The 24,558-nt window shown below is 42.8% G+C and carries 20 protein-coding genes and 1 other annotated feature; of the genes, 13 read left to right on the top strand and 7 right to left on the bottom strand.

Annotated elements, in window-relative coordinates:
* Window positions 1–2: 2 nt before the first annotated feature.
* Window positions 3–1,373, top strand: coding sequence for a DEAD/DEAH box helicase (locus QNH28_RS17850; RefSeq protein ID WP_283907887.1), 1,371 nt, complete (start codon window positions 3–5; stop codon window positions 1,371–1,373).
* A gap of 145 nt (window positions 1,374–1,518) precedes the next feature.
* On the opposite strand, the gene dapA is transcribed toward QNH28_RS17850, so the two are convergent.
* Complete coding sequence (dapA, locus tag QNH28_RS17845; protein WP_283907886.1) at window positions 1,519–2,415, bottom strand: 4-hydroxy-tetrahydrodipicolinate synthase; 897 nt, start codon at window positions 2,413–2,415, stop codon at window positions 1,519–1,521.
* 121 nt (window positions 2,416–2,536) lie between these two features.
* On the opposite strand from dapA, the gene QNH28_RS17840 reads away from it, so the two are divergent.
* From QNH28_RS17840 to metG, 3 genes are all read left to right on the top strand, one after another.
* Window positions 2,537–3,412, top strand: a complete 876-nt coding sequence (locus QNH28_RS17840) for a LysR family transcriptional regulator (protein WP_283907885.1) — start codon at window positions 2,537–2,539, stop codon at window positions 3,410–3,412.
* A gap of 155 nt (window positions 3,413–3,567) precedes the next feature.
* Window positions 3,568–5,448: a molecular chaperone HtpG gene (htpG, locus tag QNH28_RS17835; RefSeq protein WP_283907884.1), complete on the top strand. Its 1,881-nt coding sequence runs from the start codon at window positions 3,568–3,570 to the stop codon at window positions 5,446–5,448.
* 134 nt (window positions 5,449–5,582) lie between these two features.
* Window positions 5,583–5,844 (top strand) — a binding site (T-box leader).
* A 44-nt stretch (window positions 5,845–5,888) separates the two neighbouring features.
* A complete protein-coding gene (gene metG / locus QNH28_RS17830) occupies window positions 5,889–7,535 on the top strand; it encodes a methionine--tRNA ligase (protein WP_283907883.1) in 1,647 nt (548 codons plus the stop codon).
* 9 nt (window positions 7,536–7,544) lie between these two features.
* Here metG and QNH28_RS17825 read toward each other — a convergent pair whose 3' ends face one another.
* Complete coding sequence (locus QNH28_RS17825; RefSeq protein ID WP_283907882.1) at window positions 7,545–8,414, bottom strand: LysR family transcriptional regulator; 870 nt, start codon at window positions 8,412–8,414, stop codon at window positions 7,545–7,547.
* A gap of 150 nt (window positions 8,415–8,564) precedes the next feature.
* Between QNH28_RS17825 and QNH28_RS17820 the strand changes: the two genes are divergently transcribed.
* The 6 genes from QNH28_RS17820 (at window position 8,565) to QNH28_RS17795 (ending at window position 17,294) form a co-directional block, all read left to right on the top strand.
* On the top strand, window positions 8,565–10,301 hold the full coding sequence (locus QNH28_RS17820; RefSeq protein WP_283907881.1) for an ABC transporter ATP-binding protein: 1,737 nt from the start codon (window positions 8,565–8,567) through the stop codon (window positions 10,299–10,301).
* Window positions 10,298–12,037 (top strand): ABC transporter ATP-binding protein, encoded by a 1,740-nt coding sequence (locus QNH28_RS17815; protein ID WP_283907880.1) that lies wholly within the window; start codon window positions 10,298–10,300, stop codon window positions 12,035–12,037. Before QNH28_RS17820 ends, QNH28_RS17815 begins: the two co-directional genes overlap by 4 nt.
* A gap of 175 nt (window positions 12,038–12,212) precedes the next feature.
* Window positions 12,213–12,992 carry a sporulation protein gene (locus tag QNH28_RS17810; RefSeq protein ID WP_283907879.1) on the top strand — a complete coding sequence of 260 codons (780 nt, stop codon included), beginning with the start codon at window positions 12,213–12,215 and terminating at the stop codon, window positions 12,990–12,992.
* 213 nt (window positions 12,993–13,205) lie between these two features.
* A complete protein-coding gene (locus QNH28_RS17805) occupies window positions 13,206–13,919 on the top strand; it encodes an ABC transporter ATP-binding protein (RefSeq protein WP_283907878.1) in 714 nt (237 codons plus the stop codon).
* The gene (locus QNH28_RS17800) at window positions 13,912–15,513 is read left to right on the top strand and encodes a hypothetical protein (RefSeq protein WP_283907877.1); all 1,602 of its coding nucleotides are present in this window, start codon (window positions 13,912–13,914) and stop codon (window positions 15,511–15,513) included. Before QNH28_RS17805 ends, QNH28_RS17800 begins: the two co-directional genes overlap by 8 nt.
* A gap of 173 nt (window positions 15,514–15,686) precedes the next feature.
* The gene (locus QNH28_RS17795; protein ID WP_283907876.1) at window positions 15,687–17,294 is read left to right on the top strand and encodes an S-layer homology domain-containing protein; all 1,608 of its coding nucleotides are present in this window, start codon (window positions 15,687–15,689) and stop codon (window positions 17,292–17,294) included.
* A 147-nt stretch (window positions 17,295–17,441) separates the two neighbouring features.
* On the opposite strand, the gene QNH28_RS17790 is transcribed toward QNH28_RS17795, so the two are convergent.
* Window positions 17,442–18,353, bottom strand: a complete 912-nt coding sequence (locus QNH28_RS17790) for an AraC family transcriptional regulator (protein ID WP_283907875.1) — start codon at window positions 18,351–18,353, stop codon at window positions 17,442–17,444.
* A gap of 155 nt (window positions 18,354–18,508) precedes the next feature.
* Between QNH28_RS17790 and QNH28_RS17785 the strand changes: the two genes are divergently transcribed.
* The gene (locus QNH28_RS17785; protein ID WP_283907874.1) at window positions 18,509–20,584 is read left to right on the top strand and encodes a beta-galactosidase; all 2,076 of its coding nucleotides are present in this window, start codon (window positions 18,509–18,511) and stop codon (window positions 20,582–20,584) included.
* A 44-nt stretch (window positions 20,585–20,628) separates the two neighbouring features.
* On the opposite strand, the gene QNH28_RS17780 is transcribed toward QNH28_RS17785, so the two are convergent.
* Window positions 20,629–21,174, bottom strand: coding sequence for a GNAT family N-acetyltransferase (locus tag QNH28_RS17780; RefSeq protein ID WP_283907873.1), 546 nt, complete (start codon window positions 21,172–21,174; stop codon window positions 20,629–20,631).
* Window positions 21,171–21,821, bottom strand: a complete 651-nt coding sequence (locus tag QNH28_RS17775; protein ID WP_283907872.1) for an NUDIX hydrolase — start codon at window positions 21,819–21,821, stop codon at window positions 21,171–21,173. The genes QNH28_RS17780 and QNH28_RS17775 overlap by 4 nt, the downstream gene beginning before the upstream one ends.
* Before the next feature lie 141 nt (window positions 21,822–21,962).
* Here QNH28_RS17775 and QNH28_RS17770 point away from each other — a divergent pair, with 141 nt between their 5' ends.
* A complete protein-coding gene (locus QNH28_RS17770; RefSeq protein WP_283907871.1) occupies window positions 21,963–22,487 on the top strand; it encodes a hypothetical protein in 525 nt (174 codons plus the stop codon).
* A gap of 2 nt (window positions 22,488–22,489) precedes the next feature.
* Window positions 22,490–22,924, top strand: coding sequence for a DUF5301 domain-containing protein (locus QNH28_RS17765; protein ID WP_283907870.1), 435 nt, complete (start codon window positions 22,490–22,492; stop codon window positions 22,922–22,924).
* 45 nt (window positions 22,925–22,969) lie between these two features.
* On the opposite strand, the gene kduD is transcribed toward QNH28_RS17765, so the two are convergent.
* Both kduD and QNH28_RS17755 read right to left on the bottom strand, forming a co-directional pair.
* Window positions 22,970–23,728 (bottom strand): 2-dehydro-3-deoxy-D-gluconate 5-dehydrogenase KduD, encoded by a 759-nt coding sequence (kduD, locus tag QNH28_RS17760; RefSeq protein ID WP_283907869.1) that lies wholly within the window; start codon window positions 23,726–23,728, stop codon window positions 22,970–22,972.
* A gap of 42 nt (window positions 23,729–23,770) precedes the next feature.
* A complete protein-coding gene (locus QNH28_RS17755; protein ID WP_283907868.1) occupies window positions 23,771–24,526 on the bottom strand; it encodes a DeoR/GlpR family DNA-binding transcription regulator in 756 nt (251 codons plus the stop codon).
* Between the last annotated feature and the right edge of the window lie 32 nt (window positions 24,527–24,558).

The following is a 24,558-nucleotide window of genomic DNA, read 5'->3' as shown; positions in this document are numbered from 1 at the left end:
CAATGACATTTAACGAACTGAATATTATGCCTGCCATTTTAAAGGCTTTAACCAAAGAAAACTATACAGCACCTACACCTATACAGGAGCAATCGATCCCAGCTGTATTAGCTGGTAGAGATTTACTTGGATGTGCTCAAACGGGAACAGGAAAGACAGCTGCTTTTTCGGTACCTATCATTCAATTATTAAGCGAACAAACAAGTCCCAACAAAACAAATAATGTGCGACGCATTCGCTCGCTGATCTTAACACCGACAAGAGAACTAGCGATTCAAATTGCTGATAACATAAAAGCGTATAGCCAATTCACAGATATCCGCTCCGCTGCCATCGTTGGTGGTGTATCACAGAAAGTGCAAGAGCGAGCCCTGAATCAAGGTGCTGATATTCTAATTGCTACACCAGGTAGACTTATCGACCTGATCAATCAAAAACGTGTGGACTTACAATATGTCCAAATTCTTGTTTTGGATGAAGCAGACCGCATGCTAGATATGGGCTTTATCCATGATGTAAAGCGTATTATCGCCAAAATGCCTACGAAGAAACAAACACTATTTTTCTCGGCTACGATGCCTACTGAGATTTCCAAATTGATCAAAACCTTGCTTGTGAATCCAGTAAAAGTAGAAATTACACCCGTGTCATCTACTGCGGATAGAATTGATCAATCGATCTATTTATTAGAGAACGGAAATAAGCAGAATCAATTGAATCTTCTGTTACAGGATAAATCGATCATTTCTGCTCTGGTATTTACTCGTACCAAACGTGGTGCGGACCGTGTTACCCGTGATCTAGCGAAAGTGAACATTTCTGCACAAGCCATTCATGGCAATAAATCGCAGAATGATCGTCAGAATGCATTGCGGAATTTTAAAAGTGGTGCAACCCGCGTTCTTGTAGCTACGGATATCGCCGCGCGAGGAATTGATATAGATGAACTGTCTCATGTAATCAACTTCAACTTGCCAAATATTCCAGAAACCTATGTGCACCGGATCGGTCGTACGGGTAGAGCTGGATTAAGCGGGACTGCAATATCTTTTTGTGAATCTGAAGAGCTTCCGTTCCTTAAGGATATTGAGAAATTGATCGGAAAATCGATTCCAGAAGTGAAGGATCATCCGTATCCGATGTCTCGTAAAACGCAGATGAAGACAGAAAGATCTTCTAAACCGTCAGGTTCGAGATCTGCCTCTTCAAAACCATCGACCTCCAGACCTTCAACAGCTAAACCAGCGGGCGCAAAACCAGCGGGCGCAAAACCAGCGGCATCTAAACCTGCCAAAGCAAAGCCTAAGTCTAACCCTCCACTAAAGCCAAAGTCCGAGTGGTTCACTAAAGGAAGACAAACGAGCAGCAGATAAGTTAGTTTGAACGCTGGACGTTTTTTATAGTAAGATCTCAAAACCGTCAGAGAAATCTGATGGTTTTTTTGTTATTTTCTGAAGTTACAACAAAAAACAGCCGCTAAACAGTTCCTCACTGTATAACGGCCGTTATATTTTCTCTTTATGCAGTCGCTTCAATTGCGTTGTCCTGAACATAAGAACTAAGCTCTTGCTCAAGCGCTGTGCTGATGGAAGTCATAGGGAGGCGAAGCGTATCTGAATCGATTAGGCCATTCTGGCTAAGCATCCATTTGATTGGAGCGGGATTCGATTCCTTGAACAAGAGACGGATGATCGGCAGTAGTTGTTCAAAGTTTTCTTTTGCCAAGTCTAATTGACCCGATTTGAAGGCCTCGTATATACGGATACATTCTGCTGGATAAACGTTCGCAGTAGCAAGCATGCCACCAGCTGCTCCAGAGCTAAGCATTTCATAAAAGAGTGAATCGTCGCCGCCAAGCACAGGTTTGGACCCTGTACGAACTAGCTCACTAACCATTTTGGTGCTACCTGAGCAGTCTTTTAATCCGACAACATTATTCATTTCTAGGATTGTGCGTGCAGTATCTAGGGTCATAGCAGTACCAGTACGACTTGGAATGTCATATGCCATGATTGGAATGCCTACTTCTGCTGCTTTGCGGAAATGGGCAATGATGCCCTCTTGCGAAGGACGACTATAATAAGGGACGACTACTAGTGCGCAATCAGCACCAAGGTTAGCTGCGATCTCTGTGCGTGCTACCGTGGAAGCTGTGTCATTGGTTCCTGTACCGACTACTAAGGGGATAGATGTAGATTGTAAAAGCTCACGAGAAGTGTTTACTAGAAGCTGCATTTCATTTACGGTTACAGTTGGCGATTCACCGGTGGTTCCATTAACGACCAGACCTTGTATGCTGTTGTTAATAATGTTCTTTACGTAACGCTGATACGAATCCAAATCGACTTCACCAGCAGCATTGAACGGGGTGACCACGGGGACATAAATTCCATAAATCTGTTGTTCTGTAAGCATAAATTATCGGCCTCCAAAATATTTTAATTCCTCTACATACACTTTACCATGGAATGTTGCATCGTCGTTAGCTATAATAAATGATGTGTATCATCAAAAATATTGATGTTAGGGTGAGGTTATGGATTTAACCTATTTACGAACATTCCGCGAGGTGGCTAAACGTCAGAGCTTTACACGGGCTGCTGAAGAGCTAGGTTACGCGCAGTCGAGTGTTACGATGCAAATACAGAAAATAGAGAAGGAATACGGAGTTCCATTAATAGAAAGGCATGGTAGGCAGCTGCGTCTTACCCCACCTGGAGAAGAGCTGTTGAAGCTATTCGTGGAGATTTTGGATCTGTATGATCGTTCTAAAGAAACCATTGCCCAGCAGATAGGAGGTACGCTAACGATTGGGACGATTGATTCATTAGCTGCTTTCTACTTGCCACCCTACTTACAGCAGTTGAGGACGAAATTTCCGAAACTTGATATCCATCTGCAAACGATGCAGGAAGCTAACCTCTTGGCCAAAATAAAAGATGGGGAAGTAGACATCGGCTTGATGCTCGATCGTACCACTACGGATTCTTTACTTGATCGTACGATCATTAGAGATGAACCGCTCGTGTTGATAGCCCCCATTAATCATCCCCTTGCCCAGATGGATACAGTAACGCTACAGGATCTAAATAACTGCGAATTAATTGTTTCTGAAGAGAGCTGTATTTACAGGAGTCTATTTGAGAATTTGTTAAAAGAGCATGGGATCGTATTCCGCATAGGTTTTGAGCTTTCGAATCTAGAGGCGATTAAACGTTGTGTTATGAATGGTCTTGGGATTGCATTATTACCGAAAATTGTTGCAGAGGAAGAAATTGAACGGGGGAACTTGGCCGAGCTGCCCTTTGCACATTCAGAAATTCACTTTGATCTGCAGCTTCTGATGCACCCTAAGAAGTGGAAGTCCCAGCCGTTACAATTTCTAACCCAAATGTTACTTGCAAATCATTAGAAAAAGTTAGCAATATTTAATGAAAAACGCTGTAAATATTGACATTCAAAATCAGTTTATGTTATATAAAAAGAAGAATTAGCACTCAACACATTTGAGTGCTAATCACAGAGTGTTGGACAAAAAGGTTATTTTGAAAGGAGATCTACTTATTCATGGCCAAAAAAGAGTTTAAAGCCGAATCGAAAAGATTGCTGGAAATGATGATTAACTCCATTTATACACAACGGGAAATTTTCCTGCGCGAGCTGATTTCCAATGCAAGTGATGCAATTGATAAGATCTATTACAGAGCGTTAGCTGATGAAAGCTTGGTCTTCAATAAAGAAGATTATTATATTAAAGTGACTGCCGATAAGGCGAACAGAACCTTGACCATCTCCGATACAGGTATCGGGATGACGCAAGAGGAGCTGGAGAATAACCTAGGAACGATCGCGAAGAGCGGATCCCTTGCTTTTAAGAAAGAGAATGAAGCTAAAGATGGTCACAACATCATCGGGCAGTTCGGGGTTGGCTTCTACGCTGCGTTTATGGTGGCAGATGACGTTACGGTGATCAGTAAGGCACTAGGCAGCGACGAGGCCTTTAAATGGGAGTCTAAGGGCGCTGACGGCTATACTATCGAGTCTGTCGAGAAAGATTCGGTTGGTACTGATGTGATTTTGAAAATTAAAGAGAATACCGAAGAAGATCAATACGATGAATATTTGGAAGAATATCGCCTGAAATCCATCATTAAAAAATACTCCGACTTCATCCGTTTCCCAATTAAAATGGACGTGAAGGAGCAAAAGCCAAAAGAAGGCACAGAGAACGAGTTCGAAGAAGTGGTTCAAGAACAAACCGTGAACAGCATGGTGCCCATCTGGCGCAAGAACAAAAGCGAGCTAACTACAGAAGATTACGACAACTTCTATGTAGAGAAACGTTACGGCTTCGACAAGCCGCTTAAACATATTCATATCAGTGCTGATGGTGCTGTCGTATACAATGCAATCCTGTTTATCCCAGAAAACACGCCATTTGATTATTACACAAAGGAATATGAAAAAGGTCTTGAGCTCTATTCCAACGGTGTATTGATCATGAACAAATGTGCGGATCTGCTGCCTGACTATTTTAGTTTTGTAAAAGGTATGGTAGATTCAGAGGATCTTTCATTGAACATCTCCAGAGAGATGCTCCAGCATGACCGTCAATTGACTCTAATCGCGAAGAACATTAAGAATAAAGTGAAGAGCCAATTGCAAAGCTTGTTGAAGGATGAAAGAGAGAAATACGAGCAGTTCTATAATGCTTTTGGCAGACAGCTTAAGTTTGGTGTATATAACGATTATGGAATGCACAAAGATACACTTCAAGATTTGCTGATGTTCTACTCCTCCAAGGAGAAGAAGCTGGTCACGCTGGACGAATACGTGTCAAGAATGCCAGAAGATCAAAAGTATATCTACTATGCTTCCGGAGAGTCGATCGACAGAATCGAAAAACTCCCACAAACCGAGCTTGTATCGGATAAAGGGTATGAAATTCTTTACTTCACGGATGATATTGATGAATTTGCGATCAAGATGATCCTGTCTTATAAGGAAAAAGAATTTAAGTCCGTATCCAGCGGAGATTTGGGAATCGAAGCAGACGAAGCGGACAAGCCAACGGAAGCGGAAGAGAACGAAAACAAGGAGCTTTTTGAAGCGATGAAGGACATCCTGTCCGGCAAAGTGAAAACTGTTAAAGCTTCCAAACGTTTGAAAACACATCCGGTATGTCTCTCTGCTGAAGGCGAGCTGACGATCGAGATGGAAAAAATCCTTAAATCGATGCCGAATGGCCAAGAGGTTCAAGCGGACAAGGTACTCGAAATCAACATCCATCACGAAGTATTCCAGTCCTTAAAAGCGGCAGCTGAGAACGATAAAGAGAAGCTCGGTTTATACACGAACCTGTTGTACAACCAAGCCCTGTTGATCGAAGGATTGCAGGTTAGTGATCCTGTTCAATTCACTAATGATATTTGCAAAATCATGAAATAATTTAAAGTATAGGGACCATCCAATTGTACGATTGGGTGGTCTTTTTTATAAAAACTATGGCGAATTCATTGTGCTTGAGCCTATGTATTGACTTTACTCGATAAATTCAGTATTATTTCCAGTAACTTGAATATTCAAAGGCTAAGAAGAGAAAGAGTACCACGGCAATTCTTTCAACAGAGAGCTCCGGTCGCTGAAAAGGAGTAAAGAAAACCCTTGGGAATATGGTCTCAGAGCTGCGCATCGAACCCTTTTGGGGTGTAGGCTGCGCCGGAACCTGCATCCGTTACAGTGCTAGGGTATAAACGTTAATTAACGTCGTACCTGAAGAGGTAAATGTCATGAGGCATTTATAAAATTAGGTGGTAACACGTGAGTAGAACTCTCGTCCTTTGTGGATGGGAGTTTTTTTGTTGTCTAAAAAAAGGAGGAGAAGGTTAATGAGTAATGTGTTTATAGGTGGTGCTTGGCCGTATGCGAATGGATCTTTGCATCTTGGAAGATTATCAAGTGTGTTGCCTGGGGATGTGCTGGCACGCTATTTTCGCTCTAAGGGAGATAACGTTTTATATGTGTCTGGCAGTGACTGTCATGGCACACCAGTGGCGGTTCAGGCTTCCAAAGAAGGAATCACTCCCGGAGCTTTTGCCAGCAGATATCATGAGGAGTTTCTACAGTGTTTTGAACAGTTGGGATTTAGTTATGATCTATATACTCGAACGGATCGACAGCAGCATCACAAGGTCGTGCAAGAGTTATTTTTAGAGTTACTAAAGAATGGGCATTTATATAAAAAAACCATAGCGCAATGTTACTGCGAGGTGGATCAGCGCTTTTTGCCAGACAGATATGTGGAAGGGACTTGTCCGGTATGTGGCCAGCAGGCGCGGGGAGATCAATGCGATTATTGTTCTACGATTCTAGATCCATCTGATTTATTAAATAGAACATGCAAGCTGTGTGGGAATACGCCGACAGAACGGCCAACAGAGCATTATTATCTTAGCTTGTCTGAATTTCAATCTGAATTAACGGAATATGTAGATGAAGCAGTAAGCTGGAGAGAAAATGCAATAAAACTGACCAAACGGTATTTGAAGGAAGGGCTTCAGGATCGCGCGGTTACCAGAGACTTATCTTGGGGTGTAGATGTTCCTGTAGCTGGATTTGAAGATAAAAAGATTTACGTTTGGATTGAGGCAGTAAGTGGTTATTTATCAGCCAGTAAGCAGTGGGCCACACAATCTGGGGGTAGCTGGGAGGATTTTTGGGCAGAGGAAAAAGGGGATATAATCGCTTATTATGTCCATGGTAAAGACAATATTCCATTTCACACCTTGATATGGCCAGCCGTCTTATTAGGAGCTCGAGGTCTGCATTTACCGGATCGCATTATATCCAGCGAATATTTAACTCTTGAGGGGCAGAAGTTCTCAACTAGCCGTAATTGGGCGGTTTGGGTACCTGATATTCTAGAACGTTATCATCCTGACTCTATTCGTTATTTCTTGATTGCTAACGGACCCGAGAAGCGGGATACTGATTTTTCTTGGAGAGAGTTTATTTATAGCCATAATGGCGAGTTACTTGGAGCATTTGGTAACTTTGTGAATCGCTCGTTGGCTTTTGTTGATAAGTTTTATGAAGGAAAAGTACCGAGTGGGAAGTTAGATAAAGTGTGGAGAGATAACATTGAGCTCCTGTATCTGGAGTCAGGACGCCTCATTGAGGCTGGAGATTTGAAGGATGCGCTGGAGTATATTTTCTCTTATGTGCGAAAGGCAAACCAGTATTTTGATCGGGAAAAACCTTGGCTTCAAGTAAAAGAGGATCGCGATGCCTGTGATTCTACGATATATACATGCGTGCAAATTATCGCTAATTTGGCGAATTTGCTGCATCCGTTTCTGCCGTTTTCTTGTGAGAAGATCAGGGGGTTCCTATCGCTTGAGCTACCGAATTGGCAGCCCCGCTCAGTTCCCCCTTATCAACAGGTAACTGATTTACAATTGTTGTTTGAACGAATTGATATTAGTCGTATTAAAGAAGAAGAAGAAAGGCTTATTCAACAACAAGTGAGTAAATAATGATGTTTATTAACCATTCTTGAAGCTCTCAATAAACTTGGAAGCTAATGATGACAAGTATTTATCCTTGATCCAGACAGCGGCGACACGCGTGCGAAGCGATTCACTACTGATTTCTTTATAGATCAAATTACGGTTACTCGTTAATTCGAAAGCGGATTTGGGGATGATTCCGATGCCGAGACCAGCATTCGCCCAGAGCAGTGTTGTTCTCGCATCATCATTCATGCAGAAGATTAGCGGATCAAAGCCATTCTCAAGACAGGTTTCCCGGATAAGCTGCTCGAAACGGCGGTAGATAATGAGCGGCTTATCTTTTAACTCACCGATCTCAACGAAGTTTTCATCTGTTTTCCAGTCATACTCTGGAGTCATTACGGCAATCATAGGCTCAGCTTGTGTGTAAAGACATTCTAAATTTGTTGCATTAAAGGGAGTTCGGACAATCCCGATTTCAATAATTCCCTTGTTCAAAAGGTCGATAATTCTGAAGGTATTTCCTTCATGAATTTCAAATTTAACGCCTTGATATGTTTTATGGAACTCACATAGTCGATCTTGAAGTAGGGTAGCTCCGGAAGAAGATACAGTACCGATGGCAAGGGTCCCTTTTAACCCTTTGACAAAATCATTGAGCTCTCGGGCGGTGGAATCAGCCAGCTCCAGAATTTGTTGGGCACGGTCACGCAAAATGGCTCCTGCCTCGGTGAGTTGAACGCTGCGCGGACCTCTATCCACTAGCTTTACACCGAGCTCTTCCTCAAGCAGCTTGAGCTGCTGACTCAGCGGAGGCTGGGCCATTTGCAGCTTTCTGGCTGCGGACGTAATCTGTCCTTCCTCAGCGATAGCCATAAAATATTTAAGCTGTCTAATATCCATAATACAATCCTCCGAACTTGAGATATGTTAATCGTATGGGAGCGATACGAATCCAATATTATTAATATGAGAGTAGATATGCCATAATCATAACTGTTCTTATACATATTTCAAGTGGTTAAATACTTCTTATGTTGGGTGTGGATGACGTTGTTCAAAATTGCAGTATATTTAAAACCGTACAAAAAAGAAGCCATTATCGGTCCAATCTTTAAACTGATGGAAGCGATTCTGGAGCTGATTCTGCCAACCATTGTTGCGTTGATCATCAATAATGGGGTTGGAAATCATGACAGCGCCTATGTATACCGCATGGGTGCTCTGATGGTATTGATGTCTCTGCTGGGCTTCGGCTGCTCCATGGTATGCCAATACTATGCGGCACGAGCATCACAGGGGTTCGGTACGACGCTTCGTAATAAAATATTTAAACATATTACATCCTTTTCCTACGCCGAGCTAGATACGTTCGGTACGCCTACGCTGATTAACAGAATTACCAATGACGTGAACCAGCTGCAAATTGCAGTAGCTATGCTGATTCGTCTGGTTATTCGTGCGCCTTTTATTTGTATCGGGGCTATCATAATGTCCATGATTTTGGATTTTAGGTTATCGCTGATTCTAATAGCAGCAACACCGATTTTTGGCATTATTTTATATTTTATTATCACCCGCAGTGCTCCTTTGTATCGATTGTATCAACAGAAGCTGGATGCACTTGCGCTCGTTCTTAGTGAGAATTTGTCAGGGATTCGAGTCATTCGTGCATTTGCCAAAAGACGTACGGAAAAAGAACGTTTTGATGCCTCATCCGAGGATTTGACGTTTACAGCGATCAGGGTTTCACGGATTTCCGCTTTGCTTGGGCCGATAGCTACACTTGTAGTAAACGCGGCGATCATAGCTATTTTGTGGGTAGGCGGAATTCATATCGATGGGGGAAGATTGTCTCAGGGCGAGATCATCGCCTTCATCAATTACGTCACTCAAATCTTGCTGGCGCTTATAGTAGTCTCTAACTTGGTCATTATTTTTACAAAAGCCTCATCCTCTGCTAACCGTGTGAATGAAGTGTTGAGTGTTAGAGCATCCGTATCCGAGGAAGGAAATGTTGTGATAGCTGAACCTCATCATACTGCTCGTGCCATATCATTCGATCATGTATCGTTTGGTTATAATACAACAGGTGAATCGGCATTAGAGGATATATCGGTGGTCATTAACCGCGGAGAGACCGTGGGATTGATAGGCAGCACGGGTTCTGGTAAATCAACTTTTGTGAACCTGATCCCACGTTTTTATGATGCGATTCAAGGTGAAGTTAAGGTAGATGGTGTGAATGTCAGAGATTATAAGCTGCATCAGCTTCGTGAGAAAATAGGGATTGTTCCACAAAAAGCAACGCTGTTTACAGGAACCATCGCTGAGAATATTCGTTGGGGCAAGGCGGATGCAACCGAAGAAGAAATCATGCAGGCCGCCTCAGTTGCTCAGGCGGAAGAGTTTATAAGTAAATTACCCGAGGGTTTAAATACGCAGGTATCCCGTGGTGGACTTAACTTATCCGGTGGACAAAAGCAGCGCTTGACCATAGCTCGTGCAGTAGTAGGTAAGCCGTCGATTCTTATTCTGGATGACTCCTCCAGTGCACTGGATTTCGCCACCGATGCAGCTCTACGCAAGGCGCTTAAAATGAGCAGCCAGGAAATGACCGTACTCGTTGTCTCGCAGAGGGTAAGTACTGTAAGGCAAGCGGATAAAATTATGGTGTTTGAGGAAGGGCGGATCGCCGGTGTCGGTACCCATGAGGAGCTGATGCGTGGTTGTGAAGTGTACAAAGAAATCTGCCTGTCCCAGCTATCGAGTGAGGAGTCGGGCCAATGAACAAAAACAACATTTGGAAAAGACTAATTGTATACACAGGGCATTATAAAAAATTAGCTATAGGCGCGGTAATATGCGCATTACTCAGCGTAATTGCCAGCTTAATCGGGCCGCTGCTCATCGGTAGCGCTATTGATTTTATGATCGGGCCGGGCGAGGTTGATTTTAACGCCGTACTTAGGCTGCTTTTAATACTGGCAGCGGTATATATTGTCGGCAGCTTTTTCGGATGGCTCCTTACCTATCTGACTAATCGTATCGCATACCGGACTGTATATGACTTACGGCGGGAGCTTTTTGACAAATTAAATGTATTGCCGTTAAAATTCCACGACAATCACCCGCAAGGGGATAGCATTAGCCGGTTTGTTAACGATATGGACGCGGTCTCTGATGGACTGCTGCAAGGCTTCTCTACACTGCTTACGGGAATCATCACCATCATTGGGGCGATTGTGTTAATGCTGTACATTAGTCCTCTGATGACCCTAGTAGTTCTTCTGTCGGCACCCGCTACATTTTTCGTGGCCAGATTTATTACCATGCGCTCTCAGAAGATGTTTAAAGAACAGGCCAAGATTCTGGGGGGGCTCAATGGCTATGTGGAGGAAATGATTGGCGGGCAAAAAGTAGTCACCGCTTATCATTATGAAGAACGTGCAATGACACAATTTGAAGAACAAAATGAGACCTTGTATCAGACTGGGGTGAAATCCCAATTCTATGGTTCCTTGTCCAATCCGACCACGCGGCTGGTAAATAATATTACGTTCTCGGTCATCGCGATGATCGGAAGTATCATGGTGATTCGAGGGAATGTGACGGTAGGGGATCTGTCCAGCTTTTTGATTTTCTCCAACTTGTTCGCAAAACCATTTAATGAGATTACAGGTGTAATTACGCAGCTTCAATCGGCAACAGCATCAGCGCAGCGGATCTTCGCTATTCTCGACCTATCGCCAGAACCCGCAGATGCTAAGGACGCTAAAATCATGAATACAAGCCAAGGAACCATTACCTTCGAAAAAGTATCCTTTGCTTACAATCCAGAGCGTCCTTTGATTAACGACTTCAGTCTAGAAGTGAAGCCTGGTACCCGAGTTGCGATTGTAGGGCAGACCGGAGCGGGGAAGACGACACTGGTAAATCTGCTCATGCGTTTTTATGATGTGGATGGTGGCTCCATTAAGATTGATGGCGTGGATATTAAGACGATTACTCGTGACAGTCTGCGACGTAATTTTGGAATGGTGCTGCAGGACACTTGGCTTTTTGGCGGCACAATTAGAGAAAATATTGCTTACGGCAAGCCTGACGCTACTGAGGAAGAGATCATCGCTGCTGCTAAGGCTGCTAATGCTCACAGCTTCATTAAACGACTGCCTGAAGGATACGATACGAAGATCAGCGGCTCAGGAGATAATCTGTCTCAAGGACAAAAGCAGCTGCTTACCATAGCACGAGTGATGCTCGTAGATCCGCCTATGCTCATTTTGGATGAAGCCACCAGCAGTATTGATACGCTGACTGAAGTTCGGATTCAGAAGGCTTTTCTAAAAATGATCGCGGGTCGGACCAGCTTTGTGATTGCCCACCGTTTGTCGACAATTCGAGAGTCGGATCTCATTCTTTTTATGAAGGATGGCGACATTGTCGAGAGTGGCACCCATGATGAACTTCTAGCCAGCGACGGATATTACGCACGATTATATAATAGTCAGTTCGCGACAGCGTAGACTTTGTGAATTTTGTGGATAAAAAGAAGCATTCGACCTCGATTTTGGGTGCGGATGCTTCTTTCTGAAATATATGAAAGTATAAGTTTCACACCATACTGTCCCAAGAATGAAACCTCAGGTGGTTCCCTTCGTATCCTTAAATATGCAAATATCAGGGAGGGAATTCATTACAATGTCAATGTTTAAACGAATGCTCGCGAGTGCCGGAATTGGAGCGGCTAAGGTAGATCTCATACTCCATCAAGATTTCGTGAACGCAGGTGATACGATCAGTGGTACCGTCCAAATTCAAGGCGGCCGAGTGGATCAGGAGGTCGATGACGTCTACGCATTCGTTAAGACACGTTACTTGAAAGAGCTGAACGATAAGAAGATGGAAGTGGAAGCGACGGTATCCAAATTCCTGTTAGCCAGTAAATTTAAAGTAGAGGCGGAGCAGGTCTATGAATTTCCCGTCTCATTCCAGCTTCCGGCGATAACGCCAGTGACGTTAGGTAGATCTCCGGTTTGGATTCAAACTGGACTTGATATTAAAGAGGCGATTGATCCAAAGGATCAGGATTATCTTCAAGTAGGCCCTCATCCATATGCTGCTATTATTCTGGATGCGATGAATCAGCTCGAGTTCCATATTCGTGAAGTGACTTGTGAATATGCACCGCGTTATGGCAGGATCAATGGCTTAGATTTCGTTCAAGAATTTGAATTCGTTCCTCCCTCACAGTTCCGAAATAAACTAGATGAATTAGAAATCATTTTCTTTCCAAATGAGGATGGCATTGAATTGCTTCTGCAGATTGATCGCAAGGCACGTGGTTTAGCTGGTTTGTTCGCCGATGCGCTTGATACAGATGAGAGTTTTGTGAAAATACGCTTCGATCACAATCAACTTACTTATGGAGTTGACTATGTAGCTGATCAATTGCTCGCAACGATCCAAGAGTACGTATAAACAAATGTAGTAAGAGGAATGTATAAGAGAGGGGGGAACCCCTCTTTTTTACGTTTTTTTTATATAGAGAAATTTATTTAAATGAGGGAATGAACTAAATGGACAGGATAAACGTACTATAGTAAAACTATCCTAACAACGTATGAAACGGTAGGCATTGATTGCATGATGAAAGTTACTAATGCGAATACGAACGGAGAAGGAGTGCCAAAGATGTTGACAATAAAGCATTTTACCAAGAGCTATAAGGACGGTAAGAAGGCAGTGAATGACTTGAACTTAGTGGTCGAGAAAGGGGATATTTATGGCTTTATCGGTCATAATGGCGCGGGGAAAACAACGACAATTCGGGCAGTAGTAGGTGTTCTTGATTTTGAGGAGGGGGACATCGAGATTGGTGGACATTCCATCAAAAAAGATCCATTAGCCTGCAAAGCGATCACTGCGTATATTCCGGATAATCCAGATCTATACGATCATCTGACTGGCATTCAGTACTTGAATTTTATTGGTGATCTTTTTAGCGTATCGAAAGCGGATCGGGAGTTATTGATTAAAAAGTATGGCGATGAATTTGAGATTACCTCTCATTTTGGGGATTTAATCTCCTCGTATTCTCATGGTATGAAGCAGAAGCTCGCGATCATCTCAGCACTGATACATAAACCGAAACTGCTAGTTCTGGATGAGCCCTTTGTGGGACTAGATCCAAAAGCGGCTCATACGCTTAAAAAAATCATGACAGAGATATGCAGTCAGGGCAGTGCGATCTTTTTTTCAACGCATGTACTGGATGTGGCCGAAAAGCTCTGCAATAAGATTGCTATTATCAAAGCGGGAGAATTGATTACTCATGGGAAAACAGAAGAGGTGAAAGGTGACAGTAGCCTTGAAGATGTATTTTTGGAGTTGATTAAGCATGATTAATATCTGGAGATTGACGAAGATTCAGCTGATCTCTTCCTTTGGGTTAAATAAAGCTTTGCACACACGTGATGTGAAAGAAAGACGCAAAATGCTTTGGCTGAGCATCGGTATCCTAATTGGAATTGTCATGATGGCAGTGGTTTCATTTGGTTATAGCTTTATGATAGCAGAGACCCTTGAACAGATGGGGCGGCCAGAGCTGCTGCTTGCGATAATGATGGCGGTTACTTGCTTAATCGGATTTTTTACAACGATCTATAAGGCAAGTGGTGTATTATTTGGCTCCAAAGACTATGATCTCGTAATGTCCTTACCAATCAAAACGAGTCATATTGTAGCAAGTCGGGTGGCTCAGCTCTATGTGTTAAACCTCTTCTTCTCTTTGATGGTGATGGTACCTGCAGGCATTGTATATGCTATAAAGGTGACTCCCGGCGTATTATATTATTTGTATTTTTTGATTACACTGTTATTTATTCCATTAGTGCCGATCATAGCTGCAACGATTATAGGTGCCCTAATCAGCTGGGTTTCCTCAAGATTTAAAGGAAGCCGTATAATAACCCTCATCCTAACCTTTGTTGTGATTATCGCTCTAATTGTTGGTTCAGGTCAAATAAATGGTAACAATCCACAATTACTTGCGGATATGAGCGCTCAAATCGCTGATCATATATACAACTTGTATCCTTTGACGCTTATGTATGTAAATGCGGTTTGTTCGTTTCAATTGGATGCCTTAGTATTGTTTATTGGGCTTTCGCTGATATCTTTTATGCTCTTTACCATGGTGCTTGGCAGTAAATATAAAGCGATCCACACAGGCCTTACGACTTCTTTTTCAAAAAATAAATATCAAATGAAATCACTTGAAGTATCCTCACCGCTTTATACATTGTACAAAAAAGAGCTGCGCCGCTATTTTAGTTCTTCTATATATGTACTTAACACGAGTATAGGTATGGTTATGTTACTTGTGATGGCGGTCGCCTTGCTGTTCGTTAGTGCAGAGCAAATAGGACAGATTGTTGAGATACCACAGCTTTCAAATTATCTCAATCGACTGGCTCCACTGTTTGTTTCTGTTTTTGTAACTTTAAGCTGTACGACATCCAGTTCTATTTCGCTCGAAGGAAATAATATTTGGATTTTAAAAAGCGCACCTGTGCCGACAATCACGATTTTGCTAAGTAAAATCGCAGTGAATCTTACGATTACCGTGCCGATTGTAGTTATCAGTAGTGTGCTCCTCATGATATCCCTAGGTACTGGATGGATGGAAAGCTTGCTATTACTGGTTATTCCCGTCTTATATGCTTGTCTTACAGCAATGATAGGTGTGCTCGTGAACTTGAAGCTGCCTAAACTGGAGTGGACAAATGAAGTATCGGTGGTCAAACAAAGTGCAGCTGTTTTAGTAGCGATGTTGATAGGCTTTATAAGCTTACTGATCCCATTCGGGTTGAGTCTGCTGCTATCTGATCTGAATGGAAATCTCGTATTGCTAGGGATTGGAATGTTGATATTAGTGGTGTGTGGTGCGATGTATCAATACATTCAATCCAAAGGGGAGCATTTATTTCGGGCTCTTTAAATCATAGGGGTATCCTACGCAGTCAGAAAATGGCAACTGGGGTATTCCTATTTTTTTCTGGGATTCTCTTTGGCATTTTGTGGTAGGGTAACGCACTCTACCAATATTTTAGCAATGTTTATTGCATCTATCCTTGATATAATTCAAAGATTATATCCGAGGAGGATCATCTCGTGAACAATAGATTTGGTAGATTTGCAGTTATAACAATCGTTATAGTGCTTGCAGCCGGAATATTTATTCAACATATATCAGCTGATGATGGGGCACCTTTTAAGGATATAAATAATAGTTATGCTAAAAAAGAAATCATAGATTTATACCATCGTAACATATTAACTGGTACAACAGCGACAAGCTTTTCACCTACTCAATCGATAACTAGAGCGGAATTCATTACGGTTCTTGACCGTCTGCTAAAGCTTGATCCGGCAGTTAGTCCAGTATCTCCATATACAGATGTTGCCAAAAATGCTTGGTATTACGGCTGGATACAGGCCGCTGTTCAGCTTGAGCTGGCTAACGGCACGTCGGCAACTACTTTTGCGCCAGCAAAAGCAGTTACTAGGCAAGAAGCGGCTGTATGGATGGTCAAAGCTTTAAAGCAAACGAACCATACTTCTGCTCTAACTTCGTTCAATGATCGAAATGAAATTGCTAGCTGGGCAAGATCAGCCGTTGCTACTGCAAATGATCTAGGTTTAATGAAGGGGGATAATCGCAAGAATTTCCGACCCTCTGATCCTATAACTAGACAGGAAACAGCCGTCCTCATTGCCCGGGTGCTGCAAAATGACAGCTGGGAAGCTGAGCTTGAAGACGAGCCAGAGGATCGCATCGTTATAGGCTGGCAATATGGGCAGACGACGGCACAATACGAGAATACGGTTCTGAAGTCGAACGTCAATACGTTATCCCCACGTTGGTACTATGTTGGAAAATCAGGTGCAGTAACGGATTCAACAGATGCTTCGCTGATCACATGGGCAAAGAAGAATAACAAGAAAATATGGGCGATGGTTGGCAATCGTTCAGATCAAGAAGCGACTCATCAAATGTTGTCGAGTGCAACTACAAGGAATATGGCAGTAAATCAACTAACAGCTGTAGTAAACAAATATGGATTAGATGGACTAAATATTGATTTTGAAAATGTAGCGCCTGACGATCGTGCGTATTTGACCTCATTCATTACATTATTAGCTGAGAAAATGCATGCTCTTAACGCGACGCTGTCGATAGACGTATCTCCTGATCTTGGAACAGATTGGACAGATGCTTTTGACTACGCTGCACTAGGTAAGCAAGTGAACTATATGGTGATGATGGGTTATGACGAACATTATGATGGGAGTAAGCTTCCAGGACCCAATGCTTCAATTCCTTTTGATCAACATGCAGTGGATACAGTACTAAAGGTCGTACCTAGCCAAAAGGTTATATTGGCACTGCCTTTATATAATCGAGACTGGACGTTAAACCAGAATGGTACAGTTTCATCTTCAAAATATATGACGCTTTCTGAGCAAAATCAGATTATTAGTAACTATGGGATGAAGCCCGTATGGAATGAGACTTTAGGACAATATGTTGCCAACTATTCGAAGCAGTCCATAAAGCACACGATCTGGATTGAGGATGGTCGTTCATTAATTGCCAAATACGATTTAAGCGTTAAGAACAATCTAGCCGGGATCGCTTATTGGTATATAGGTGGGGAAAGCGCAGATATATGGTCTAGCTTAAATAATGCAGAGAAATTTTACGATTATATGTTTTAAAAAGAAAGACTGGATGTATATAGCTACCTTGCTATGTTGATATCCAGTCTTTTTATTTGGCTTTTTTTTAGCTAAGTATTGATAGGGGGAGGGTCACTGTGGTTTTTGTGATAAAGACATATAAGGAAGTACTGTTATAGAAGTAGACTAGGTTGGTTTATTTTGTTCACCCTCTAAAAGTTTCTCCTTCATCACCCCAGGCGTACAGCCATAAGTATTTCGAAAAATCCGTATAAAATAATTCGTTTCCATGCCAAGCTGAAGCGCAATATCCTGAACGAGAATCTCATCATTCTCCGTCATTAACTGTACCGCACGTTCTAGTCGCAAATTCTGAAGATACTTATGCGGAGTTATGCCGTATTCATGTACGAATAGGCGCTGGAAATGCTGGACGGAATAACCCACAGCAGCTGCTAGATTGGAGATAAGGAGCGGCTCGGTATAATGCTCGTTAATAAGTCCAACGGCTTTAGCCAACGCTTCATTACGCACGGACTCAAGTTCTAAACGACTGCCTGAGGTGTAAGTGGATTCAGACCGACGCAACATCAGAAGTAATCGATATAGGGTTATAGATAGATCTTCCATCCCATGCTCTTCTTGTCGACTAGTTGTCTGAGTGTTCACCGTATGCCAGATCTTTCCGATTTCCTCCCAACATTGTTCGAAACGAGCAGGGTGATAAGGGGAAGATGGGAGAAGGCCAATCCCCTCCAGCATTCCTTGCGACTGTGTCCCTTCGATTCCGATGAAACCCACATGCCATGGTTCATGTGAGGTAGGATAATATTCATGTCCTCGATCCGGTGGGAAGGCGAAAGCCATTCCAGGCTCTAGTATGATTTCAGTACCGCTCTCCAGATCACGAAACAACCCAGTTCCGGTACGAATCAGAAAAATTTGATGAACAGGAAAACCTGTAGGGCGAACATGATGAAATTGGATATGACGACCTACAGAGTAGGGATATAAGGGAAGCGTAGCAGCGTCACGCGGAAGTTCTATCAGAGAAAAAGGAAGCAGATGATTCACCTCATATTCATTTTGTACTATCACTTCGAGAGTATATTCCTACTGATCAAGATGAATTTTCTTATATTATAAATAGTATAAATGATGATTCGTGAATTTGATAGCTTAAGCATCTAGCGTTTCATCAGAGAATAGTCCCATTCAAGAAATGGGCAGAATTGAGAGGATGATCTTACACTATGATTAAAAAACATTCCCCGATTAGCAGCAAAGCTCCAGTGATGCTGCACGGTGCCGATTATAATCCTGAGCAATGGCTGAAGTACCCAGAAATTTTGCGTGAGGATATTCGTCTGATGAAGCTTGCGAATTGCAATGTGATGTCTGTCGGAATTTTTTCTTGGGTATCCCTAGAGCCTGAAGAGGGCGTGTTCACTTTCGATTGGCTCGATGGTGTCCTGGATTCTTTTGCAGAGAATGGGATTTATGCTTTCCTGGCAACCCCTAGTGGAGCAAGACCAGCTTGGATGTCAGATAAGTATCCAGAAGTTCTAAGAGTGGAGCGTAATCGTGTTCACAATTTACATGGCTTCCGTCATAATCACTGCTTCACCTCGCCTGTGTATTGGGAGAAGACTGCAATTTTAAATGCGAAGCTGGCAGAACGTTATAGCCAGCATCCTGCGGTTATCGGTTGGCATATTTCGAATGAGTTCAGTGGCGAGTGTCACTGTGATCTTTGTCAGAATGCTTTTAGAGATTGGTTAAAGGTCAAATACAATAACAGTCTGGATGAGGTGAATCATGCTTGGTGGGCTACTTTTTGGAGTCATACCTACACTTCATGGACACAGATTGAATCCCCGGCCCCACATGGAGAGACACAAGTACACGGCTTGAACCTCGACTGGCGGCGGTTTGTCAGCGAACGGACGATTAACTTCTGTCAGCATGAGATAAATACTGTTCGCCCTTACAATCCAGCGTTGCCAATTACGACGAATATGCATATGATCGATGGCATTGATTACCGCGAACTGGCCAAAATTCTGGATGTTGTCTCATGGGATGCTTATCCAGAATGGCATTATACCGAAGATGGTGACGATGCTAGACTGGCAGCATGGACGGCGATGCACTACGATTTAATGCGTTCTTTTAAAAAGAAACCATTCCTGCTCATGGAAAGCACGCCATCTCTTACGAACTGGCAATCGGTTAGTAAGCTGAAGCGTCCTGGCATGCACAAGCTGTCTTCGCTTCAAGCGGTAGCACATGGTTCTGATTCTGTACAATATTTCCAATGGCGTAAAAGCCGGGGCTCTAGTGAGAAGTTCCACGGTGCAGTTGTTGACCATAGCGGCCACTCCGAGACTCGTGTATTTAAAGATGTAACAGAGGTAGGTAAGACACTGGCCGGAATGACAGAAGTAGTAGGTACATCAACTCCAGCAAAAACAGCGATTATTTTTGATTGGGACAACCGCTGGGCGATAAAGGATGCACAAGGCATTCGTAATTCCGGTTTGCGTTATGAGGAGACTGTACTACAGCATTATCGCGCTCTTTGGGAGCTAGGCATTCCGGTTGATATGGTCGGATCGGGAGATGATCTGTCCGCTTACAAGCTGGTGATCGCACCTATGTTATATCTGATCAGCGAAGAGAATGGAAAGCGTATCGAGAAGTTTGTTGAGCAGGGCGGAACTTTCCTGGCAACCTACTGGTCTGGTGTCGTTAACGAAACGGATTTATGTCATTTGGGTGGATTCCCAGGACCGCTACGTAGAACGCTCGGCATTTGGGCAGAAGAGACCGAAGGGCTGCATAGCCGTGATTTGAATGGTGTTGTAATGCAGGCGAGCAATGCGCTTAATCTTAGTGGAGATTATGATGCGCATGAAATTGCTGAGCTGATCCACTTGGAGGGTGCGGAAGCATTAGGCACTTATCGCAGCGATTTTTATGCTGGCCGTCCAGCGCTTACGGTAAATCGTTTCGGTGAAGGAAATGCTTATCATCTCGCTACTCGTGTAAAAGACGCCTCTTTCTACGTTGAATTGTATGCTGCAATCACTGCAAAAGCGGGAATTACCCGTGCGCTTGATAGTGAGCTTCCAGCTGGTGTGACAGCGCAGCTTCGTACGGATGGAGAGAGTGATTATATTTTTGTGCAAAACTACAGCGGCAGTCCGCAAACGGTACAATTAGATGGAGCGGATTATACAGATTTGAGCTCAGGTACTGCTGCTCCGGCTGTATTGAATCTAGCGGTGAATGATCTCGCAATGTTGAAGCGTAAATCGTTAGTATAAAAAGAAGGCAGAACCTGAGGGATTCAGGTTCTGCCTTTTTAAAATCAATCCATAAATCGTCCCATTATAATCGTGTTATAGAATTTCCCGTCCGAAAGGATCTTATCATTCTTTAATATTCCCTCGATCTCAAAGCCAAGCTTCTGATAAAGGGTGATAGCTTTGTCGTTCGTTTCTAGGACATTTAAAGTGATTTTTTGGATACCGTTAGCGTCGGCCCATGTTATCGATTCTGTTAGAAAATTGTTTCCGATTCCATATCCCCAATAATCCTGTAGCACACATACTCCAAATTCTACTTTATGAGAGAATCTTTTTAAATGATTGCCTTCGCATCGAGAGAACCCAACGATTCGATCTTCAACTACTGCGACTAGAAACAAATTTCTTGGTTCCTCAGAATCTGATTGAATAAGCTGCTGAAACCCTATTTCGTCTATAAAAGCCTCCCCTGGTTCTCTGTCTAAATTCTCGGTCTCACCATCAATTTGTACTCTTAATTTGGACAATATCATAGCATCCGTAGTGATTGCAGATCTTATGGTGTAATGGATGCCTTTCACGGTAAATGTTCGTTGATCAATAATCATTTGTCCTCCGTTACTACTGGTGATTTTAGAAATATAGCTTCGATACCCTCGATAATACGAGTATAATAACCCACTTCATGGGGTACAAAATGGGTCTTGTCTACATCCTGCTCAATGGTAATTCTATGTCCATGCGTATCGATTTGAAAACCGTTGACTTGTAGACTATGTATTTCTCCCTGCCAAAATCTGCGGAAATCAGAGAACGTAGCTTTGACAATGCCGGCGACCTCTTCTTGTTGTAATTGGAAATCTTCTAGACGATAAGGATTGTTATAAACAAAGACATGAGCTCGTTCATTATCGATAAGGTTTTCTTTTTTCATACTGTAAGGAATTGTTCCTAACGGAATCAGGTCTTTAAAAGTTAGCTCCAGTCCCAATTCTTCTTGAACCTCGCGTATTCCATCTTCAACAGTTTCATTTGCTAGCAAATGTCCGGCAGCCGTGATGTCTAGTAGTCCCGCATAGTCTTGTTTCTGTTCACTGCGAAGCTGTAAATAGATATAGGGTATTTCCTGGTCTTTGCTAATAAACCAGCAGTGGAAAGTCTCGTGCCAATGTCCTAACCGATGTACCTCTTCCCGTGGAGCCGTACCCGTCCGATTGCCTGCTTCATCAAAAATAGTAAGTATCTCATTATGCATAGAAAAGCTCCCTTGTGATGATTTCTTCTTCCTAAAGCCTATCATAAAAAAGTTTGAATTACCCTAAATGTTAGGAGGTTCTTATTGACAACAGCTAGAATGAAATGTATATTTTTGGATGTTAATCAAAGGAGGAGTTAAATGAATTTAGTAACCATGAAGCAGAAGGAATTGGACACTTTAAGTGATGAAAGACTAGGCTGGGCCTGTATGGAGCCTACCTTTCAGCAGATTCGCGCAAAATCACCATCGATCAAATCCGAAGTGATCTCAAAGCTCACAGATGGACAGAAAGCGCTTTGTATGTTCAGAGTAATGCATGATCACAGCCGTAATTCCGAAGGGGAGTATTATGCTTGGATTTCTTACATGCAAGACCTACCGGGGTATTGGACAGGAGTGATAGGAGGCATACGATTTTTTGGCGATGAGGAAATGTTCTTTTTGCTTCAGGAAACAAAGGCATTTCTCGAAGAAAGAAACAATAGACTTGGATTACAGTGGGTTGATGCTGCCATCACGGATCTCGAGCGTGATCCTGAGTTGTTGAGTGAGATGAGTGGTTTGTTTGAACGATTTCAGAACATTGCCGCAGACAGCCACCGGTTAATTGGCGAGTATATTCGGTCACATCCGGGAGAATTTGTGGAGATAGAGGGCTTGTAATCATGAAAAAACGTTACGTGCTCATCCTAATTCCTTTAGCAATTATTATTATCCTTTGGAGCGTTACGCTATATCATAGTTATAATTCATTTAACAATCTTGTGCTGGACCAAATCGATGCCACAGAAATCACATCCATCGATATTCTTAAATCGTCTAATGACGAACATGTGAAAATTATTGATCCTCAAGAAATTGAACAGATAATACATGAATTCTCTGATATGAAATTAAGAAGAAGTAATGCTTCTGATAAATCTACGGAAATCTATTGGATAAGTATAATTGTAAATAAAAGCATGAGGTTTGGAATGAGTATCACGGACACCAATTTCTTGTATATGACCAATCTTGCTAGTGAGAGTAAGTACAGCTCGGGGAATTTTAAAATCACTAGTGAATTTGATAGGGAATTTATTCCAAGCTTGTTTAAGTAAAAATAACCCGCTGCCACAGGCAGCGGGTTAAATATTTTAGGTTATTTATCTAGCCATCCATCCGCCGTCCACATTAAGAATGTGACCATTCAAATAGTCGGAAGCTGCGGAAGCCAAGAATACAGCAGGTCCTTTAACATCATCAGGTGTTCCCCAACGTGCAGCTGGAATACGATCTAAGATAGCGTCCGAACGACTTTGGTCGGCGCGGATTGGAGCTGTATTTTCAGTCGCCATGTAGCCCGGTGCAATCGCATTGATGTTCAGACCAGAGCCTGCCCATTCATTGGCGAAAGCTTTAGTAAGACCAGCAACACCGTGTTTGCTCGCGGTGTAGCCAGGGACATTGATTCCGCCTTGATAGGAGAGCATGGAGGCAATGTTAATAATTTTGCCGGATCCTCTTTCCAGGAAGTGGCGGCCAGCGATCTGAGACAGAAGGAACACTGTGTTCAAGTTTAGGTTAATAACATCAAACCAGTCTTTTTCACTATGGTCTTTTGCTGGAGTACGGCGGATCATCCCTGCACAGTTCACGAGAATGTCAACATGACCAGTCAGCTCAAGTGCTTGGTCAAATGTGTTTTGCAGGTTGCTATGATCACTTAAGTCAGATTCGATGCTAACCGCTTTTACGCCAAAGGCTTTTGCAGCGTTTACGGTTTCTTGACTTGTATTAAGCGATACGGATGCAATATCCGCACCTGCTTCTGCGAAGGCAAGGGCAATGCCTTGTCCAAGACCTTGAGCTGCACCGGTTACGAGTGCTGTTTTACCTGCCAAGCTGAATAATGATGATGACATATAAATTACGCCCCTTATTTTAAGATGGATTTTATTTCGTTATTACTCACATTCAATGGCAATGCCTGCACTGCGGAACTGTTCTACCGTTTCTGGGGAGAGTCCTTTATCTGTCAAGATAACGTCAACCTCCTGCAGAGAAGCGAATGTACGCAGCGCCGTTTGGCCGAATTTATGATGATCCACAACCGCGAAAACCTTACGGGCTGTAGATACAAGTGCTTGTTTGAATTCAATTAAATCTCCTGTATAAATGGAAAGTCCATGTTCAATATGAACAGCTGTCGAGGACAAAAATGCTTTTTGAATATTAAGCTGTTGTACATAAGAGACGGCTTCAGGGCCGGCTAACATATTGCGGACACGGTAACCCCCGGGAACGACCAGACGAATATGATCTTTGGGAACCAGTTCGCTGATGATGTATACATCATTGGTGACTACCGTTAGAGGCATATTGTCCAGGCGTCGAGCAATTTCAAGCGTTGTGCTCCCACCGTCAAGAGCTATAATATCGTCCTGTTCAATATGAGCAAGCGCGCGCAAGGCGATCTCCGTTTTTTCGTCTGAATACTTATCCAGTGGATCCTTAGAGGGCAATATACCAAACTGGTCACTTTGTGCCAGCACAGCTCCGCCATGTACACGTACGATCAGTCCTTGCTCCTCCAGCTTGCTTAAATCCTCACGAATTGTTTTTCCGGTAACCTGTAGCTTATCGCTCAGTTCATTCACCGTTACATCTTTTTGGTTCAGCATAACTTCCATAATCATCTCATGTCGTCGTATCGGGTTCATCCGCTTGCCTCAGCTTTCCGTAATTGATTTAT

Origin of the sequence: Paenibacillus sp. G2S3 (assembly GCF_030123105.1) — a bacterium.
Classification (GTDB): Bacteria; Bacillota; Bacilli; order Paenibacillales; family Paenibacillaceae; genus Paenibacillus_AQ.
This window is presented reverse-complemented; position numbering and strand designations above follow the sequence as displayed.